A 17,937-nucleotide genomic window follows, 5' to 3' on the forward strand; every position below is an offset into this window, starting at 1 on the left:
GCGCGTCGGGGCCACGCGCGCCAGCCGGAAAGTCGATCGCGTCGGCGCGCGTGCGGCAGGCCCTGCGAATGGCCCTTGGCCGCACGCCCGGTCGCGCGTCTATGCCGCCGCCGCCCGAGGTCCGTCCTTGAACGCTGCCAGCGGGCGGAAGTGCTTGAAATCCCAGTGCCGCCCCGGTGCTGCGTCGATCAGTTGGCGGGTGTATTCGTGCCGGGGAGACGTGAGCACCTGTTCGGCCCGCCCTGCCTCGACGATACGCCCCTTCTTCATGACGACAATGGTGTCGCAGATCTGGGCCGCGACCCGCAGGTCGTGCGTGATGAACAGCACCGCGGTTTCGGTGCGCTGACGCACGTCCTCGATCAGGTCCAGCACCTGCGCCTGCACTGACACGTCCAGCGCAGACACCGCCTCGTCAGCAATCAACACCTCGGGATCCAGCGCCAATGCGCGCGCGATGCAGATGCGTTGCCGCTGGCCGCCCGAGAACTGGTGCGGGTAGCGGTCCATGGCTTCGGCAGGCAACCCCACGAGTTCCAGCAGTTCAAGCGCCTTCTGCCTGGCCTGAGATCGCGACACGCCGTAGTTCAACATGCCTTCAACGATGGAATCACCCACACGGATGCGAGCATTCAGCGAGCGGTATGGATCCTGGAAAACAACCTGGATCTTCTGGCGCAACGGCCGGAACGCTCTGCGCGACGCCGTGGCAATATCACGGCCGTCGAGCGTGACCGTGCCGGTGCTGGGGTCGATCAGCCGCGCAATGCATCGGGCCACGGTTGACTTGCCGGAGCCGGACTCGCCCACAATGCCGACGATTTCTTTCTTGCGTAGGGTGAAGCTGACGTCATCGGCGGCGTGCACCTGCCGCGACGGTTTGAACAGCGCCCTTTCCGAATACACCTTCGACAGCTTCGAGACTTCGAGTATGGTCGAGCCGTCCACGTCGGTACGAGCAGGAGGCGCCAGGCTGGGCACTGACGAGACCAGCATGCGCGTATAAGATTCCCGCGGACGCGCCAGGATGTCGTCACGGCTGCCGACTTCGACAATACGGCCGCGATTCATCACGGCAATGCGATCAGCGATCTCTGCGACCACGCCGAAATCATGCGTGATGAACAGCACGGCGGTCTGATGCCTCTGCTGCAGTTCGCGTATCAACGCCAGAATCTGCTTTTGCGTGGTGACATCCAGAGCGGTGGTGGGCTCGTCGGCGATCAGCAGGCGCGGCTGAAGAATGAGCGCCATGCAGATGACGATACGCTGACGCTGGCCGCCCGACAATTGATGGGGGTAGGAGTCATAGATGCGCGCGACGTCGGGCAGGTGCACCGATTCCAGCATGTCCAGAATGCGGCGCTTGCGCTCTCCCGCCGACAGGCTGCTGTGGGTACGCAATACCTCGTCGATCTGCCAGCCGACCGTGCGCACGGGGTTCAGAGCGGTCATGGGCTCCTGGAACACCATCGACATGCGCGTGGCGCGCAGGGCGCGCAGGCGCTCTGGCGAGGCCTGAAGTACGTCCTCGCCTTCCAGCAGTATCTGTCCTGCGCAGGTCTGCAGCGCATCGGGCGAAAGCAGACCCATCACGGCGAACGATGTCACCGACTTGCCCGACCCGGATTCACCCACGACGCACAAGGTCTGGCCCGCATGAATGTCGAAACTGACATCCTGCACCACCTGGTGAGATCCTCCGGTAAGCCGCACACCCAGGTTGCGGATGCTGAGAACAGGAGTAGTAGCGGTATTAGACACGGCGGGCCATTTTGGGATCGAGGGCGTCGCGCATGGCATCGCCCAATAGGTTCACGGCGAGTACCGTCAGTGCCAGGAATACGCCCGGCACCAGGATCAGTTCGGGTTTCATGCGGAAGTACATGCGGCCTTCCGCGATCACATTGCCCCACGATGGAATCTCGGGCGGCATGCCCACGCCCAGGAAGCTCATCACCGCTTCGGCCAGAATGGCCGAGGCGAAGATGAAGGTGCCCTGCACGATCAGCGGGGCCACAGTATTGGGCAACAGATGGCGGGCCATCAGCCGGGGCGTCGGCGTACCGAGCGAGATCGCGGCCTCGACATAGGGTTCACCGCGCAGGCCCAGCACCAGGCCCCTGACCAATCGCACCACGCGGGGGAACTCGGGCACTGCGATGGCGATCAGCACGGTAAGGATATTGGCGCCCGTGACGGCAACCAGCGCAATCGCCAGCAAGATCCCGGGTATGGACATTATCCCGTCCATGACGCGCATGATCACCATGTCGGCGTAGCGGAAATACCCGGCGATGATTCCCAGGAGCAATCCCGGAATCAGCGCGGCTATCACGGTTCCCGCCCCGATGAGCAAGGACACCCGCGCACCGTGGATCACGCGGGAAAGAAGGTCGCGACCATACGAGTCTGTGCCGAACCAGTGCGCTGCGGAAAACCCCTTCAGGCGTTCCATCGGATTGATGGCCATCGGGTCGGCAAGCCCGAGATGATTGGCCAGGAGGGCCGTGAGCGCGATCAAGCCCAGAAAAATGGCTGCCAGCAACACGGGGCCGGAGGCCAATGCACGGCGTACGGCCATGAAACGGCCGGGGCTGGCCGCGGCCGCGGCCGCCGGCAATGCGGCGGGTTGAGCGGTGGTGGTCATGCAAGCCTCAGTAGCGGATACGGGGATCGAACAGCGAATACAGCAGATCGATGGTCAGGTTGATGCCGATATACAGCAGCGAGAACAGCAGGATCAGCCCCTGGATCAGCGGGTAATCGCGCGCGAGCACGGACTCCACGACCAGGCGGCCCAGACCGGGCAGGTTGAACACGGACTCCGTCACCACCACGCCGCTGATCAGCAGCGCCATGCTGATGCCGATGATCGTGATGATCGGCACCGCAGCATTGCGCAACGCGTGCGACACCAGCACGGTTCCCTCGGTGACGCCCTTGGCGCGAGCGGTGCGGATGTAGTCTTCATTCATGGTTTCCAGAATGCTGCTGCGCGCAATGCGGGCGATCAGGGCGATAAAGCCCGTGCTGAGGGCAAGCGTCGGCAGGGCCAGGTGTCGGGCGAACTCGAGCACGCCAGCCGAAAGAGGCTTGTACCCCTGCACGGGCAGCCAACCCAGCTGCATGGCAAAGAGCAGGATCAGCGCGTAACCCGTGACGAAGATCGGCACCGAGAACCCGGCCACCGAAAGGGCCATGATGGCGCGATCGACGCGGCTGCCGCGCCGCCAGGCGGCATATGCCCCTAGCGGGACGGCCACCAGTGTAGAGAACACGATGGTGCAAAGGGCCAGCGCCAGAGAAGGACCTACCCGGCTGCCTATCATCGACGTGACCGGCGTGCCCGAATGCAGGGACACACCCAGATCGCCACGCACCACCTGGCCGGCCCAGATACCGAACTGAGCCGTGATGGAGCGATCCAGCCCCATGTGCTGGCGCAGTTCCTGAAGCTGCGATTCGGTTGCCGAATCGCCCGCCAGAATCAGCGCGGGGTCGCCGGGGCTGAGCCGCAGCAGGCCGAAGACCAGCACCGCCACGGTCAGTACCACCGGAACCGTGGCCAGGACGCGCTTTAACAGATAGCCGAGCATGCGCTTACTTTCCAGCCTTGGAGATGTTCCAGAACACCGGCGCCGGCGACTCGAGCACGCCGCTGAGCTTTTTGCTGTAGGCGGCGGCGGTCTGGATCTGGCCCAGCGGAATGGCAACGCCCTCGTCCAGCATTACGTCCTGCAGCTTTTCGGCGATCTGCTTGCGCTGCTGGTCGTCGGTGGCGACCAGGTATTGGTCACGCAGGCTCTCGACTTCCGGGACGTTGGGCCAGCCGAACCAGGCCTTGTCGCCGTTGGCCGACACGCCATAGTTGCGCAGCGGATCCATGATCTCGCTCATGTGCCAGGTCGTCACAAAGATGCTCCAGCCGCCCTTGGCAGGAACGTCCCGATTGGCCCGGCGGGACAGCATGGTCATGAAGTCCATGGCTTGCAGTTGCACGTTGAAGCCAGCCTGGCGCAATTGCTGGGCGATGACGACGGGCATGGCGGAGGCCATTGCGATGTCGGTGGCGTGCAGCACCACCACGGGCGAATTGTCGTAGTTGGCTTCTTTCAGCAGCGCCTTGGCCTTCTCTATGTTCGACGGAACAATCATGTCAGCACGAGTTTCGCTGGCGTAGGGCAGCCCGCAGCCGAACACCGCGCCGCAGGTCTTGAAATAGGTGGGGTCGCCGACCTGCGCCTTCAGGATGTCGTCCTGTCCGATCGCGTACATCGCGGCCTGGCGCACCAGCTTGTTATCGAACGGCTTCTGCGTCTGGTTGAACCGGTACATGGGCTGGTATCCCATCTTGTCCAGTACTCGCAGCTCGAGGTCCGGGGCGCTTTGCACCATGGGCGTGAGGTCGAACGGCACCGTTTCAAGGTAGTCGACCTCGCCTTCAATGAGCGCGTTCACCGCGGTCATCGGGTCGGGCAGCGTCAGCCATTCCACGCGGTCCACTTTGACGACCTTGCCTCCGGAAGTGCCGCTGGGCGGTTCGTTGCGCGGCACGTAGTCGGTATTCTTTTCGTAAACCGTCTTCACACCGGGCTGGAACTCCGCCTGCACGAACTTGAAGGGACCGGAACCGGTGTAATCGGTAATGGCCTGCGCGGCCGGCGTTTCGGCCACGCGCTTGGGCATCATGAAGCTGGGCAGGCCACTGGGCTTGGCGAGCGCGGTCAGCACGTCGGCCGGGGTGTTCAGAACAATGGTGAAAGTCTTGTCGTCGACCGGGGTGATCGACTCTACCAACGGCATCAGCTGGCGACCCATCTTGTCTTGCTGGGCCCAGCGCTTGATGGACGCGACGCAATCCTCGGCCTTGACCGGCGCGCCGTCGTGCCACTTGAGGCCATCGCGCAGGGTGAAGGTATACGTCTTTCCGTCGGCGGAGACTTCCCACTTCTCTGCCATCTGCGGGCGGATCTGGTTGTCAGCGTCCGTGGCGAGCAGCGTGTCGTAAATCATGTACGCATGATTGCGCGTCTGATGCGATGCGGTGAGTACCGGGTCAAGTACAGACAGTTTGCTCGCCATGACGACGGTCAGCTTGTCGGCCAGCGCCGGGGCGCTCGCGGCCGCGGCCAGAGTCGCTGCCAGGGAGGCGCGGGCGAGCCAGGATTTCGTGGGTTGCTGCAAAGGCATGGTGATTTCCCCTTTTTCGGGCCGGCACAGGCCGGCCGCGTTACGTTGCTGCGTGAACGGTGTGGTTCAGACCACGTCGAAAGAAAGCGGCGACATTTCCTGGGCGCTGCGGCGGCCGACCAAATCGCGTTCGGGCACCAGGGCCTCGGCGCGACGCTGCGCCTCGTCCACCTCCGCCGCGGCGGCGCGGTAATCGAGCGAAGCCACCTCGCCCTGATGCACCACGCGATGCCCATCGATGTAAACAGTATGGACAGCGCGGTCGGCGGCCGCATACACCAGGCTGCGTACGGGATCGCGCGACGGCCGCATGAGATGGTGAGTCATGTCCACCAGCACGATATCGGCACGCGCTCCGACGGCGATCCTGCCGATGTCGGTACGACCGAGTGCGCGCGCGCCCCCCACCGTGGCCGCATGGAAGACGTCGCCGGTGCTGGTGGCGCGCGGAGTCTGGGCCATGAGGCGAGCCAGGTAGCCGACATGACGCATTTCTTCGATCATGTTGTGCGGATAGGTGTCGGTGCCGATGCCCATGTTGATGCCGGCACGCAGATATCGGCCGAAGTCGCGCAGCGCCATGCCTCGGCGCATGAACACCGTGGGGCAATGGGCGACGGTGGTGCCGGTTTCCGCGAGGATCGACAGGTCGGTTGCAGTGCTCCAGTGCGTATTCGGGTGATCGTCCACGAAAATGCCGTGGCCCACGATGCTGCCCGAGTCGAGCACACCAAGGCTGTGCAGCCACTGCACGGGCGTCAGCCCGTGGCGGCGGGTAATTTCATGGAATTCGGGCAACGATTGCGCCGCATGGGTCTGCCATCCGATGTTGCGGCGGCGGGCCTCGGCGTGGCTGTCGCGCAGCAGATCGGCCGTACAGGTGTCGATCTGCGCCGGGCAGAGCATTCCGTCCAGCCGCCCGGACTCATGCTTCTGCGCATGCTCGATGAGTTCAAGCGCGCGCTCGAATCCTTCGTAGCCGGCCTTCTCGTTCCAGTCGTACTCGACCACATGACCGTTGCGCGTGAACCATCGCGCCGATCGGAACATGGGCGTCACATAAGCCCGCAAACCGCTCTTGGCGAGGATATCGATCCATTGTTCATGCGCGACGGACATGTCGACCACCGTGGTCACACCCGACATCAGCAACTCTGCGCAAGCCAGCGTCAGCTGATGCGGCGCGGCCTCTTCGTCGCCGTCCATCGTGGGCATGTACTCGTACAGGTTCGAGTTGTATAGCCCCGCCGAACCGGTTTCGTCGGTGTAGCCCTTGTTGATGGGCTCATGAATCAGATGGCTATGTATGTCGACGAGCCCGGGCATGACCATCATGCCGCGGCCATCGACAATGTCGTCACCGGGCGCTGCGACGTAGCCGCCGCCTACGTGGACGATCTGCCCATCGCGAAACGCGACATCGGTATTGCGCATGTACACATGCCGTTGGCGCGAGTCGTCCCACGCCACGACAGTATCGGCGTTCTGGATAAGAGTGGTGGCAGTCACGATCGATACTCTCCGGTTCAGGATGCAAGAGCGTCTTGCAGCCAGGTACGGTGACCCGGCGCACGGGCGCCTATGGGAAAAAGGGTGGGCAGGCCGCGCGCCAGGAATTCCCCAGCGCCGGGTCTGCCAGTAAAGGTGCTGCCGTCCCAGACCACGTTCCCGCGCAGCAGGGTCATTCCCGGCCAGGCGCGCAGGCGTCTTCCTGCATAAGGGGTGTAGTCGGCAGCGTGATGCAGATGTGCGTTGTCGAGCACGAAATCGCGCTCGTCCCATACCACCAGGTCAGCGTCGGCGCCGATGGCCAAGCTGCCTTTGCGGGGGTGCAGGCCATACGCGCGGGCAGGCCCGGTGGCGGTCAGCTCCACGAATTTATTGAGACTGATGCGTCCGCCCAGCACACCTTCGGAATACAGCAGCGGCATGCGGGTCTCGACACCCGGGATGCCGTTGGGTATGTGTCGGAACGCGACCTCCTGGCCACCGGGCGTCTTGCCGTCTTCGCCGTGCAGCCTGAAGGGAGAATGGTCGGACGAGAAGACCTGGAACAGGCCGTCGGCCAGCCCCTGCCAGATCTGCTGCTGAGCGGCGCGATCCCGGGGAGGCGGGCTGCAGACGCACCTGGCGCCATGGTAGCTGTCGTCGATTCCCAGGTCTTCAGCGGTCAGGAACAGATACTGGGGGCAGGTTTCCGCATTCACGTTCAGGCCCGCCGCGCGGGCCGCGCGGATCTGTTCCACTGCTTCTCCGCCGGAGATGTGAACCAGCAGAACCGGCACATCCACCAACTCGGCAAGGGCAATGGCGCGATGCGCGCCTTCGCGCTCCACGAGGGCGGGACGCGACCAGGCATGAAAGCGCGGGGCCAGGCGGCCAGCCGCTTCAAGGCGCTCGGTGAGCCAAGCGATGCAATCTGAATTCTCGGCATGGATCATCGGCATGCCGCCGTGACGCCGTGCGGCGTCGAGCACGTCCAGGATCTGGCGGTCGGAGAGCTTGAGGCTCTCGTAAGTCATGTACAGCTTGAACGAGGTGTAGCCCGCCGCGATCAGGCGCGGCAGTTCTTCGTCGAGCACGGCCGGCGTCGGATCGGTGAGGATCAGGTGAAAGCCATAGTCCACACAGGCCTGGCCATGCGCCCGCGAGTGGTAGTCGTCTATGGCGCTCTGCAGCGTTGCGCCCTTGAGCTGCGCGGCGAAGGGAATGACGGTGGTGGTACCCCCGCAGGCGGCGGATCGAGTGCCAGTATAGAAGTCGTCGGCCAGCCTCACTGGCGGCGCCATGGGCTGGTCCAGGTGGCAATGCGCGTCGACGCCACCCGGCGTGACCACCCGGCCGGCAATATCGATCTCCCGCCGCCCCGCAGGCAAGTCGTGCCCGATCTGAGCAATACGGCCGCCCTGCACCGCCAGGTCAGCGCGAAAGGTGTCGCTGGCCGTGGCCAGGACGGCATTGCGTAGAACCAGGTCGAAAGGCGCTGACGTCGTCATCCGCGTCCCATATTGCTGAAAAGGCGATCCCCGCTTGCGAGGCTGAGCTGCGACGCTATTCTATGACTGATAACAACATTGCTTACATTAGTGTTAACCCGATATAAAACAAAAAGACCAAAAAATATCTACAATTCTTGGGCGGCGTGCTGCACGGCGACCCTAGGGTGGCGCGGGCTAAGCTGCGAAAATGCGTCAGCCTTACGTCAGTGACTCCGGGAAACCATGACTACAGAAAAACGAGAAAGCACCGTCAACGAGATCCATGAACGCGTGTATTCGGCCGTGCTGGACAACCGGCTCAAGCCGGGCACGAAACTGGTGGAAGAGCGTCTTGCAGAGATCTTCGCGGTCAGCCGTCCGCGCATCCGCGAGGTATTGGCGCGCCTGGCGCACGAACAAGTGGTCGAACTGATTCCACAGCGCGGGGCCTTCGTGGCCAAGCCCACCATCGAGAAAGCCAAAGATGTGTTCGAAGCGCGCCGGGTCATCGAGCCGGCAGTGGTACGCCGGCTCACTGCGAATCTCACGCCCGAAAAACTACAGAGGCTGCGAGAGCACCAGATCCTCGAGCAGGCGGCGCGTGAGCGCAACGACAAACGTGCGATCGTGCGCCTGGCTGGCGAGTTTCACATTGTGTTGAGCGAGCTGGCCGGCAACCTCGAGTTGGCGCGCATGATGCGCGAGCTGTCGACCCAGACCTGCCTGGTCATCTTCCTGTACAACCTGCCCACGGCCACCAGCTGCCGTCACGACGAGCACTCACTCATCATCGATGCCATCGAAGCGGGCGACGCCAGGCGCGCCGAAGCCCTGACGCTGCAGCACCTGACTCATATTGAAGAAAGCTGCACGCTCGAGCCGCCCGAAGAAATCGTCGACCTGGAAGATGTATTCAGGGCTTGAACTCGGGATTGGCCGGCGACACGCCCTGCCGGCCTAGGATGACGGCTGCGCGGCCGCGTCCCAAAGCCCCATCACCTGGGTGATCGCCGCCTCGATGGCAGGCAAGCTCAAGCCGTCGCGTGCCAGGATGGATAGACCAAACAGGAAACTGGCGAAAGATGTGCTGAGCGCCCGCACATCGGTGTCGGGGCGAAGCTCGCCCGTTGCCACCCCTCGTTCGACGCAGGCCCGTATGCCCGACTGGGTGCGGGCCCGCGACCGGCGCAGCGGCGCCGTGACGGACGCAAGCTCTGGCGTAGGCGCGCTCATCGTTCCCAGCGCCACCATGCAACCTCTGGGATGGCCGCGCTCGCACTGCATGCGAGCGGAATTGCGCAACGCAGTTTCAAGCGCCTGGCGCGGCGCCAGGGTGGTGTCCCACAGACATTCGACCACCTCGGCATAACTGGCCAGATATCGCGCCATGCATTCCTGGAACAGTGCCTCTTTGGATCCAAATGCTGCATAAAAGCTGGGTGAAGAAATGCCGCCGCCGATGGCCGCCTTGAGCTGGCTGAGCGAGGTGGATTCGTACCCCTGCTCCCAAAAAAGATACAGCGCCTGATCGACCGCCAGGTCGCGATCGAAAGTGCGTGGCCGCCCCATCTGTGCCATTCATGCCTCCTGCCTGATTCCAGACTTAAATATTAATCGATACATTAGTACTTGACCAGCGATCCGCGGCGCGTATACATTTATACCAATCGGTCTATATATCGGGAATTAAGCGTCGGCGCGACCTGGCAATCCCGGTCCATCCTCCACATCACCCTATCGGAGCCTCATATGAACACCCTGCCCTGGGATCACGCCCAGCCTCGCACGATCCGGCGCGGACACTTCTGGATTCCCGGTGACCGCATTCATCAACACGGCCGCACCTACCAGCGCGGGCCAATGTATGTGGAATGGGAGGCGCCGGCCAGCATCACCCAACGCTGGCCCGTGGTCCTGGTACACGGCGGCGGTTTCCAAGGTACGGAATGGTTTGACACCCCGGACGGACGGCCGGGGTGGGCGCAACGTCTGGTCGAGGCCGGCTATGCCGTGCTGGTGGTCGACCGGCCCGGCCATGGAAGGTCCCCTTTCCATATCGATACCATGGGCGCCATGGGTCCGGCGTTCTCGTACGAAGGGGGCCGGCAGATTTACTTTCCGGGCGACGACGAGCGGCACGTGCAATGGCCCTTCGATGCCGACGATTCGACCGCAATGGACGAGTTCATCGCCGGCTACGGGCCCATGCCGGACGACCTGTCATTGTCACAGTCCATGGACGCCGACCGGCTGGGCACACTGCTCGATCGCATCGGTCCGGCGATCCTGTTGACGCACTCCGCATCCGGACCGGCCGGTTGGCTGGCGGCAGACCGGCGACCCGGAAAGGTGAAGGCCGTCGTGGCAATCGAACCCATGGGGCCACCTTTCGCCGATATTCCGAACATCGGCAGCATGCGGTGGGGCCTGGCGGCTGCGCCTCTAGACTACACGCCCGCCGTGGACGACCCCGACATCATCCGGCACGCGGCCCCCGGCGACCTCACCCTTGCCGCTCTGGCGGAACTGCCTATCCTGATCGTTACCGCCGAGGCATCCGCCTTCGCCGCAGCCAGTCACCCCACGGCGCAGCTACTGGCGGCCGCCGGGGCCGAACCGGAACTGCTGAAGCTGGCCGATCATGGGGTGCATGGCAACGGCCATGGGCTGATCTACGAAAAGAATTCCGACGCCGCACTGGCGCCAGTCTTGCAATGGCTGGAGCGCAAGGCAGCCTGATGAAGTCGCCATGGCCGGGCGGCGTCAGTCCGCTGCGGGTCAGTGGCGGCGTCACCGGCAAGCACCCTCCCGGCGTCGGGGGCGGATATCGGCATGCTTTCACACCCCGGTTCGGGCCTCGCCGTCAACGGCGGTCGGCTGATCCTCTTTCATGAACGTGGGCCAGGCGCCGTCTGACGTGAGCTGCTTCACGGTATCGACCACCAGGCGCATTACGCTCATGACCGCAATGGTCTTGGGCGTGCTGGGGTTGGTGCACAGGTAGACGGCGCGCGTAAGCGCCGGCTTCTCGATATGCTGCACACGAACGTGGGCCGAAGAGCCGTCGCCGATCACGGAAGAATAGGAAAGAATCGTGGCGCCCACGCCCGACGCCGCCAAGCCGATCAGCTGCGGCGTGGTGTTGACCTCGGCAGCAATCGTGAGGGTCTGGCCGGCACGTTGCAGGTAGTCGTCCAGCCGGATCCGCAGGCTGTGCGTACGCGTGGGAAGAATCATGGGAAAGCCGCCGATTTCCGACAGCCGCACCGTTCTTCGCCGCAGGCCTGCAGCGCCCAGGTGCTGGCGGATCAACGAAGGTGAACTGATGAACACCAGTTCTTCATCGATCAGGTGCGTGTACTGCAAGCCACGTCGCTCGTCCTGGCCAAATGTCATGCCTACGTCGATCTCGCCCTTCTGCAGATACTCGGGGATGTATCCGGAACTCAGCTCGATGATCTGCAGCCGCACCTGAGGCCACCGGGACAATACGCCGGCGACCAGGGGCACAGTCAGAAACCGCGCCAGCGACTGCGGCAGACCGACGGCGACGCGCCCATTGGGCACGCGCGCCTGCTGGCTGATCTCTTCCACCGCCAGGTCCGTGCGCAACAGTATGTCTTTGGCATGCACGCGCAGGCGTTCACCTGCATGGGTCAGCACCACGCCCTTGGGCAGCCGCTCGAACAGCGGCGTGCCCAGTTGCTCTTCGAGCTGGCGGATCAGCACGCTAAGCGCGGGCTGCGTCATGTGCTGCATTTCGGCGGCTCGCGATATCGACCCGGCAGCCGCCACCGACAAGAAGCTGCGCAAGTCACGCAGGTCGATCCCCATGGCAAGGCTCCTTCAAAGGCCGCGCAAAGCGCTTGGTATATCGAATTCTATATGGCATCTATAGAAACATAGAATTTGACGTATGGCTAGCCGCCGTCGATAGTGGCGTTGGGCCACGATGGCCGGATAAAAGCCAGCAAAATCACAGGAGAACAACATGCACCCGATCAACCGCCGCAAGTTCATACTGGGTTCCGCCGTTACCCTGGCGGCCGCCGCCGTGCCGAACCACGCCGTGATGGCGCAATTGATGGGCGACCAGGCCACCGTGCGCCTGGTGGTGCCCTTCTCGGCGGCCGGCCCCACCGACTTCATCGCGCGGCTGTTCGCCCAGGCGCTGGCCGAAGAACTGAAATCCACGGTCGTCGTGGAGAACAAGCCTGGCGCGTCGGGCAACATCGGGACGCAGTTCGTGGTGGACGGCCCCGCAGAAGGAACGCTGCTGGTGCACACGACAGCCGCCATGCAGGCCGTGAATCCCATCCTGTACCCCAACCAGCGCTTCGACCCGGCCAAAGATCTTATTCCTGTCGGCATCACGGGCTCGCTGGCCAACGTGCTGGTGGTGCACCCCGACTCCGGCGTGAAGACCATTGAAGAACTGGTCGAAAAGGGCAAGAAAACCGAGCTGACTTTCGCCACCTTCGGCCCCGGCACGTCGCCCCATATTTACGGCGAACTCCTGCGCGGGCTGACTGGCATCAAGGCAATCCCGATCGCATATAAGGGCAGCGGCAACGCCAAGGCCGATATGCTGGCTGGGCGTATCGACTTCATGTTCGACAGCATGACTACGGCGGTGACGACCGTAGAAAGCGGGCAGCTGCTGGGACTGGCCATTACCTCGCAGGATCGCTCCGCCCTGCTGCCCGACGTGCCCACCCTGAAGGAAAAGGGCTATGGGCGGTTGAACCTGAATTTCTGGTTTGTGCTGCAAGTGTCTGCGAAGACGCCGCCCGACGTGGTGCAACGCCTGCGCACGGCCGTTGCCAAGGCGGCCCTGAATCCGGCCTACCGCAAGGGCGTGGCCGAACGCGGGGTCGATACCTTCACCGTGCCCGCGGATGAGGTCGAGCGCTTCGTGCGGGAGGATACCGAGGTATGGCGCAAGGCCGTCACCGAAATGGGTATCAAGGCCGAATGACGGACGCAGACCGTAGCGGAAGAAGAACCATGCAACCCTTAGCTGGACTGAAGGTCGTTGATTTTTCCAAGGTGCTCGCCGGCCCGCTTTGCGGCCAGTACCTGGGGGAGCTGGGCGCCGAAGTCGTCAAGGTAGAACCGGTTGAGCTGGGCGACGATACGCGGGGATGGACGCCTACGGTCGAAGGCGAATCGACCATATTCCTGGCCGTCAATCACAATAAGCGCAGCATCGCACTGGATCTCAAATCAGACGCGGGATCGGAGGTCGCGCGCCGGCTGGTGCGCGATGCCGATATCGTGCTGCAAGGTTTCGGCAGCGGCACGGCGCGGCGCCTGGGCATAGACCGCGACACGCTGATGAGCCTCAACCCCCGGCTCATCTATTGCGAGATAAGCGGTTACGGCCGTGACGGCCCCATGGGTAACGAGCCGGGGTATGACGTCATGCTGCAGGCCTTCAGCGGCATGATCAGTACCTTGGGTCACCCGGGCGGCGACTATGCGCGGGCCAGCTTCTCACCTGTGGACATCGGCACCGCCATGTTCGGGCTGAGTGGAATTCTTGCCGCCGTCATTGAGCGCCAGCGCACCGGCGAGGGCGTTTACGTCGAACTGGCTTTGCTCGACACGGCCCTGGGTTTCATGAGCTATATGGCCCAGACCTACTGGCATACCGGGCGGGACCCCCAACCGATGGGCACGGCGCACCCCAGCATGTGCCCCTACCAGGCCTTCCAGGCCAAAGACGGGCCGCTCATGCTGGGCGCGGGCAACGATGCGCAATGGCGCCGCTTTTGCGAGGCGGCGGATATGGCGGAATATGCCCACCACCCGGACTTCGCCACCAACGCGCAACGCCTGGCCAACCTGGCCCGCACCGTGCAGATCGTTCAGGAACGGATCGCTACTCGCACCGTGGCCGAGTGGGTCGCACTGCTTAGCCGTATCAAAGTTTCCTGCTCGCCCATTCACACGCTGAGCCAGGCGCTGAACCACCCTCAGGTGCAGGCGCGTGCGCTGATTGAGCAGACCGAACACCCTGTCGTGGGCACTCTGCGGCAAATTGGCCTGCCGGTGAAATTCCAGGACCACCCCCGGGAAGCGGTGCGCCCGCCGCCTTTGCACGGCCAGCACAGCACGGAAATACTGCAGGAGCTGGGGTACGACGCGTCCGAGGTCGACGCGCTGCTTCAGGCCTCGGTGGTTCACCAGTGGGTGGGCCACACCGCACAATCAGGAGAAGCACCATGATCAGATACGCAATCCGCAACCAGACCGCAGAGATCCTGTTCGACAATCCGCCCGTCAACGCCCTGTCCGAACAAATGCTGGACGACTATATCGCCGCGTTGCAGCGGGCCGCCGCCGATCGGGGCGTACGCGCCGTCATCGTGGGCAGCGCGGTACCAGGGCGCTTCTGCGCGGGTCTCAACCTGATGGCGATCCACGAAGGCGACCATGGCCGAGTCCGGGACCTTCTCGAACGGCTGTACATACGCAACGTCGACACCCAGTTTCAGATGGGCAAGCCCACTATTGCGGCCGTGGATGGCACCGCACGCGGAGGCGGCATGACGCTGGCAGTGTCCTGCGACATGATTGTGGCGTCCGAAAGCGCCGACTTCGGATACCCGGAGATCGACGCCGGGGTTCCGCCATCGATCCACTACTCGCATCTGCCTCGCATTGTCGGGCGTCACCGCGCGTTCGACCTGCTGTTTACGGGCCGCGTGTTCAGCGCGGCCGAGGCTGCCGAACTGGGCCTGGTGTCACGCGTGGCGCCCGCCGGAGAGGCAATGGCCATGGCCCGGGCTCTGGCAGATACGTTGTGCGGAAAATCGCCGGAAGTCGTGCGGCATGGGCGCCAGGCTTTCATGCAGGCGAACGACAATGGCTACCGGGCCGCCGTTCGAGCAGCGGCGGACAGCTTCTGCGTGGCGGCCAGCCGGCCCAGTGCCAAAGAGGGCATCGCGGCATTCGTCGAAAAGCGCAAGCCCGTCTGGCCGTCCGAGGGATGATTTCCCACGGGGCCGCGCTGGGCGCAACGCCGCGGCGCTACGGGCGTTCGCCGACGCTGCGCCGCCGGGTCCGGGAGGCCGGGTCCGAACCCATGGCGTCATCGGTGCCGCTGCGCAACGCGTCCACACCGGCCACGGGAGGCACCCGCAATGCCGCCGGGCTGGCAGACACGGCCAGCGCTTGCGGTTCGATCCATGGGTTGCCCATCGCCAGCCGGTAGGGCTGCAGCGGGGCCAGCCCCTGGATCGTGCCCAGATCGCCCGCGCTCTCGCCGCGGGCCCGAATCCTGGCCTGTTCATCCTTGAAAGCCTGCACCGCGCAGGCGAGCCGATGCGCCGCATAGCTGTCCCGAACCCGGTCGATGGGCCGCGGGCAGTCCGCGAGCCCCGGGAGCCCTGTCCCGGGCCTGGCTGCGCCTGCCCCGGGCCGCGACAGCGCCAAACCGGCTTTCGCGGCGTCCGCGGGCGCCACGATGCGACATTCGGTACGGAGGCTCTGCGCTTGCAGGCGAGGAGCCTCCAGGCCACTGCCATCGCGCAACGGGTGCGCCATCAAAGGACGTAGCGAGTCGATGACATGGAACATGGGGCCTCCGGAAAGTCAGCGTAGCGTCGCGCGCGCCAGATTCATGCCACATACAGGGTAGCCCAGGCAATCAGACCAGGCACTCGGATTTTTCCACACCTGCGGTCGGGGGTGGCGGGCGAAGCGGCCGCCATCGACCCAATGCTGCAACCTATTGAGCGGCGAGCGCCCAGAGCTTTTCTGCCACGGGCGCCATCTCGTTGGGCTGGCGAAACAGGCAAATCTCAAGAGGAATATCCCATTCGTCGTTTCCGGCGCGCACCAGTCGGCCCTGCTTCAGATCTTCATCGACCAGCATGGCCGGCAGCCACGCGACGCCGCGCCCTTGCAGCACCATGGACCTCAGAAGCGTGGCGTGCGGGGCGACGAAAGTGGTGTTGATGTCTTGTTCACGCATGCCCTTGTGCCTGAGCTGGCTCAGCACAATGCGGCCAAGGCCCGATGATTGCCCATAGGCGAGGAACGTGACAACCTGGGCATCCCGCACGCGGTGCAGGGGCATCGCCGAATCGGCGGCGCTGACGGGTATGAGCACGTCATGCCCAAGCAGCACCTTGGGATAAGTGATGTCATCCAGGCGGCTTGCGACCTGCGGATGGCGATGGCACAGCAGGAATTGCACTCGCCGTTGCGACATCAGGTCTTCGCAGGCCTGGAAGCTGTCGGACATCATCTGGATCGCGCCGATCTCCAGGCCAGCTTCGAGCCGGGTGAGCCACTTGGGGAAAAACGTCAACGAAAGCAGGTGAGTGGCGGCAAAGCGCAGACTGGCCCCTTCCTGGGCGTGGGCAGCCAGGGCCTTGATGCGCGCTGCCTCCAAGTCGGCCATGGCCTGTTTGAGCAGCGGGAGGAACTTGCGGCCCGCGGCGGTCAGTTCGGTGGGATGTGTGCTTCGGTCTACCAGTTCCGCGCCCACCCATTCTTCCAATGCGCGGATATGACGGCTGAACGCGGGCTGGGCGATGGCCCGGCCCTCGGCCGCCCGCGAGAAGCTGCCGGTTTCGGCCAAGGCGCAGAAGTCCTCCAGCCAGTTCATGTCCAGGGGTCGGTTCCCAGGTCCCATGCGCGCGTACGCCCCAAGAAAATAATTCTATGCAATTCGAGTATTGGACCGCCCATCAGGGCTGCTGCAATCATAGCCGCCATTCCCTCACATAAGTCATGGAGAACGAGGATGGCATCCATCTCGAACTACCGCGGAATTATTCCAGCGATTTCCTGCCCTTTTACCGACGACCATCGCATCGACGAGCCCGCGCTTCGGAGGCTTGCAGGGTGGCTCGCCGGCCACGACGGAGTTGTGTCGGTCATGACGAACGGGCACACCGGAGAAGTGTTCTCGCTGACCCCCCGGGAGCGGGCCAAAGTGACGCACATTGTGGCCGATGAGTTGCGGGGCAGGCTGCCCGTGATTTCGTCCATCGTATGCGAGGGCATCTCGGAAGCCAGGGAACATGCACAGGCCGCGCAAGAGGCGGGGGCCGCAGCGCTGGACGTCATGCCACCTCATCATTGGCTGCGATTCGGCTTCACGCCGGGCCACGCGTTGGCGTACTTCGAAGCAATCCACGACGCGGCGCCCGGCCTGGACCTGGTGTGTCATGTGTATCCGGCGTGGACTCGCGCTTCGTACTCGTCGGCGCTGCTCGCGGACCTGGCGCGCCTGCCTTACGTGCAGGCCTTCAAAGTCGGACAGCGCGACATGAACAAATATGCGCGCGACATCCAGGCCCTGCGCGAGGCCGACGCATCGAAGGCCATCCTCACCTGCCACGATGAGTACCTCCTGGCATCGATGGTGCAGGGAGTCGACGGCGCGCTGGTCGGATTTGCCACGTTCATTCCGCAGCTGATCATCGACCTCTGGGACGCCGTCAAGGCGGGCGATCTCAAGCGGGCTCAGGAGATCCAGGCCGTGATCACCCCGCTGAAAGATGCCGTATATGGCGGCGGCGAGCCGACCGGCGAAGCGCATGCTCGCATGAAGGCCGGCATGTACCTGGCCGGGGTGCTCGACAACGCCGCCGTGCGCCCGCCCACCGAAGCGCCGGACGAGGCAGAAATGCAGGCCCTGCGTTCCGCCCTGTCGCAGGCCGGGCTGCTGGCGCGCTGACGCAGCACGTTATGCCGTGGCACCGGTCGGCAGTGAAATTGCCGGCCGACGCCGACATCGAGATCAATA

16 protein-coding genes are annotated in these 17,937 nt (G+C 64.0%); 6 read left to right on the forward strand and 10 right to left on the reverse strand.

The window, feature by feature from the left end; translation table 11 throughout:
• Positions 1 to 99 precede the first annotated feature (99 nt).
• The 6 genes from ACV17W_RS12345 to hydA all read right to left on the reverse strand — a co-directional run bounded on the left by ACV17W_RS12345 (position 100) and on the right by hydA (position 8,189).
• On the reverse strand, positions 100 to 1,803 hold the full coding sequence (locus tag ACV17W_RS12345; protein WP_462592620.1) for an ABC transporter ATP-binding protein: 1,704 nt from the start codon (positions 1,801 to 1,803) through the stop codon (positions 100 to 102).
• Positions 1,757 to 2,650, reverse strand: a complete 894-nt coding sequence (locus ACV17W_RS12350) for an ABC transporter permease (protein ID WP_462592621.1) — start codon at positions 2,648 to 2,650, stop codon at positions 1,757 to 1,759. The genes ACV17W_RS12345 and ACV17W_RS12350 overlap by 47 nt, the downstream gene beginning before the upstream one ends.
• Positions 2,651 to 2,657: 7 nt before the next feature.
• Positions 2,658 to 3,599 (reverse strand): ABC transporter permease, encoded by a 942-nt coding sequence (locus ACV17W_RS12355; protein ID WP_462592622.1) that lies wholly within the window; start codon positions 3,597 to 3,599, stop codon positions 2,658 to 2,660.
• A gap of 4 nt (positions 3,600 to 3,603) precedes the next feature.
• Positions 3,604 to 5,193, reverse strand: a complete 1,590-nt coding sequence (locus ACV17W_RS12360) for an ABC transporter substrate-binding protein (protein ID WP_462592623.1) — start codon at positions 5,191 to 5,193, stop codon at positions 3,604 to 3,606.
• A 66-nt stretch (positions 5,194 to 5,259) separates the two neighbouring features.
• Positions 5,260 to 6,702, reverse strand: a complete 1,443-nt coding sequence (locus ACV17W_RS12365) for an amidohydrolase family protein (protein ID WP_462592624.1) — start codon at positions 6,700 to 6,702, stop codon at positions 5,260 to 5,262.
• A 17-nt stretch (positions 6,703 to 6,719) separates the two neighbouring features.
• A complete protein-coding gene (gene hydA, locus ACV17W_RS12370; protein WP_462592625.1) occupies positions 6,720 to 8,189 on the reverse strand; it encodes a dihydropyrimidinase in 1,470 nt (489 codons plus the stop codon).
• Positions 8,190 to 8,414: 225 nt separating this feature from the next.
• On the opposite strand from hydA, the gene ACV17W_RS12375 reads away from it, so the two are divergent.
• Entirely contained in the window at positions 8,415 to 9,095 is a 681-nt protein-coding gene (locus ACV17W_RS12375) for a GntR family transcriptional regulator (protein WP_462592626.1), read from the forward strand.
• Positions 9,096 to 9,128: 33 nt separating this feature from the next.
• Here the strand turns inward: ACV17W_RS12375 and ACV17W_RS12380 are convergent, their stop codons facing one another.
• The gene (locus ACV17W_RS12380; protein ID WP_462592627.1) at positions 9,129 to 9,749 is read right to left on the reverse strand and encodes a TetR/AcrR family transcriptional regulator; all 621 of its coding nucleotides are present in this window, start codon (positions 9,747 to 9,749) and stop codon (positions 9,129 to 9,131) included.
• Between the two features lie 171 nt (positions 9,750 to 9,920).
• Here ACV17W_RS12380 and ACV17W_RS12385 point away from each other — a divergent pair, with 171 nt between their 5' ends.
• Positions 9,921 to 10,910 (forward strand): alpha/beta fold hydrolase, encoded by a 990-nt coding sequence (locus ACV17W_RS12385; RefSeq protein ID WP_462592628.1) that lies wholly within the window; start codon positions 9,921 to 9,923, stop codon positions 10,908 to 10,910.
• A 99-nt stretch (positions 10,911 to 11,009) separates the two neighbouring features.
• Here ACV17W_RS12385 and ACV17W_RS12390 read toward each other — a convergent pair whose 3' ends face one another.
• On the reverse strand, positions 11,010 to 12,005 hold the full coding sequence (locus ACV17W_RS12390) for a LysR family transcriptional regulator (RefSeq protein ID WP_462592629.1): 996 nt from the start codon (positions 12,003 to 12,005) through the stop codon (positions 11,010 to 11,012).
• Between the two features lie 157 nt (positions 12,006 to 12,162).
• Between ACV17W_RS12390 and ACV17W_RS12395 the strand changes: the two genes are divergently transcribed.
• From ACV17W_RS12395 to ACV17W_RS12405, 3 genes are read left to right on the forward strand one after another with little or no spacing between them, the layout of a single operon-like run.
• Positions 12,163 to 13,149 carry a Bug family tripartite tricarboxylate transporter substrate binding protein gene (locus tag ACV17W_RS12395; protein ID WP_462592630.1) on the forward strand — a complete coding sequence of 329 codons (987 nt, stop codon included), beginning with the start codon at positions 12,163 to 12,165 and terminating at the stop codon, positions 13,147 to 13,149.
• A 29-nt stretch (positions 13,150 to 13,178) separates the two neighbouring features.
• Positions 13,179 to 14,402 (forward strand): CaiB/BaiF CoA transferase family protein, encoded by a 1,224-nt coding sequence (locus ACV17W_RS12400; protein ID WP_462592631.1) that lies wholly within the window; start codon positions 13,179 to 13,181, stop codon positions 14,400 to 14,402.
• Positions 14,399 to 15,169, forward strand: coding sequence for an enoyl-CoA hydratase/isomerase family protein (locus ACV17W_RS12405; RefSeq protein ID WP_462592632.1), 771 nt, complete (start codon positions 14,399 to 14,401; stop codon positions 15,167 to 15,169). Before ACV17W_RS12400 ends, ACV17W_RS12405 begins: the two co-directional genes overlap by 4 nt.
• A 37-nt stretch (positions 15,170 to 15,206) precedes the next feature.
• On the opposite strand, the gene ACV17W_RS12410 is transcribed toward ACV17W_RS12405, so the two are convergent.
• Together ACV17W_RS12410 and ACV17W_RS12415 are read right to left on the reverse strand one after the other, a co-directional pair.
• Positions 15,207 to 15,755 (reverse strand): hypothetical protein, encoded by a 549-nt coding sequence (locus ACV17W_RS12410; protein WP_462592633.1) that lies wholly within the window; start codon positions 15,753 to 15,755, stop codon positions 15,207 to 15,209.
• 151 nt (positions 15,756 to 15,906) lie between these two features.
• Positions 15,907 to 16,791 carry a LysR family transcriptional regulator gene (locus ACV17W_RS12415; RefSeq protein WP_462592634.1) on the reverse strand — a complete coding sequence of 295 codons (885 nt, stop codon included), beginning with the start codon at positions 16,789 to 16,791 and terminating at the stop codon, positions 15,907 to 15,909.
• 138 nt (positions 16,792 to 16,929) lie between these two features.
• On the opposite strand from ACV17W_RS12415, the gene ACV17W_RS12420 reads away from it, so the two are divergent.
• Positions 16,930 to 17,868: a dihydrodipicolinate synthase family protein gene (locus ACV17W_RS12420; protein ID WP_462592635.1), complete on the forward strand. Its 939-nt coding sequence runs from the start codon at positions 16,930 to 16,932 to the stop codon at positions 17,866 to 17,868.
• Positions 17,869 to 17,937: the final 69 nt, after the last annotated feature.

The organism is Bordetella sp. MIP270_01_BMS (assembly GCF_054958705.1).

Bases quoted from the DNA above. Each gene is read 5' to 3' on its own strand.
- ACV17W_RS12400 (WP_462592631.1), top strand. From the start codon at position 13,179: ATGCAACCCTTAGCTGGACTGAAGGTCGTTGATTTTTCCAAGGTGCTC.
- ACV17W_RS12350 (WP_462592621.1), bottom strand. From the start codon at position 2,650: ATGACCACCACCGCTCAACCCGCCGCATTGCCGGCGGCCGCGGCCGCG.
- ACV17W_RS12415 (WP_462592634.1), bottom strand. From the start codon at position 16,791: ATGAACTGGCTGGAGGACTTCTGCGCCTTGGCCGAAACCGGCAGCTTC.
- ACV17W_RS12390 (WP_462592629.1), bottom strand. From the start codon at position 12,005: ATGGGGATCGACCTGCGTGACTTGCGCAGCTTCTTGTCGGTGGCGGCT.
- ACV17W_RS12405 (WP_462592632.1), top strand. From the start codon at position 14,399: ATGATCAGATACGCAATCCGCAACCAGACCGCAGAGATCCTGTTCGAC.
- ACV17W_RS12375 (WP_462592626.1), top strand. From the start codon at position 8,415: ATGACTACAGAAAAACGAGAAAGCACCGTCAACGAGATCCATGAACGC.
- hydA (WP_462592625.1), bottom strand. From the start codon at position 8,189: ATGACGACGTCAGCGCCTTTCGACCTGGTTCTACGCAATGCCGTCCTG.
- ACV17W_RS12410 (WP_462592633.1), bottom strand. From the start codon at position 15,755: ATGTTCCATGTCATCGACTCGCTACGTCCTTTGATGGCGCACCCGTTG.
- ACV17W_RS12360 (WP_462592623.1), bottom strand. From the start codon at position 5,193: ATGCCTTTGCAGCAACCCACGAAATCCTGGCTCGCCCGCGCCTCCCTG.
- ACV17W_RS12345 (WP_462592620.1), bottom strand. From the start codon at position 1,803: ATGCCATGCGCGACGCCCTCGATCCCAAAATGGCCCGCCGTGTCTAAT.
- ACV17W_RS12385 (WP_462592628.1), top strand. From the start codon at position 9,921: ATGAACACCCTGCCCTGGGATCACGCCCAGCCTCGCACGATCCGGCGC.
- ACV17W_RS12395 (WP_462592630.1), top strand. From the start codon at position 12,163: ATGCACCCGATCAACCGCCGCAAGTTCATACTGGGTTCCGCCGTTACC.
- ACV17W_RS12420 (WP_462592635.1), top strand. From the start codon at position 16,930: ATGGCATCCATCTCGAACTACCGCGGAATTATTCCAGCGATTTCCTGC.
- ACV17W_RS12355 (WP_462592622.1), bottom strand. From the start codon at position 3,599: ATGCTCGGCTATCTGTTAAAGCGCGTCCTGGCCACGGTTCCGGTGGTA.
- ACV17W_RS12380 (WP_462592627.1), bottom strand. From the start codon at position 9,749: ATGGCACAGATGGGGCGGCCACGCACTTTCGATCGCGACCTGGCGGTC.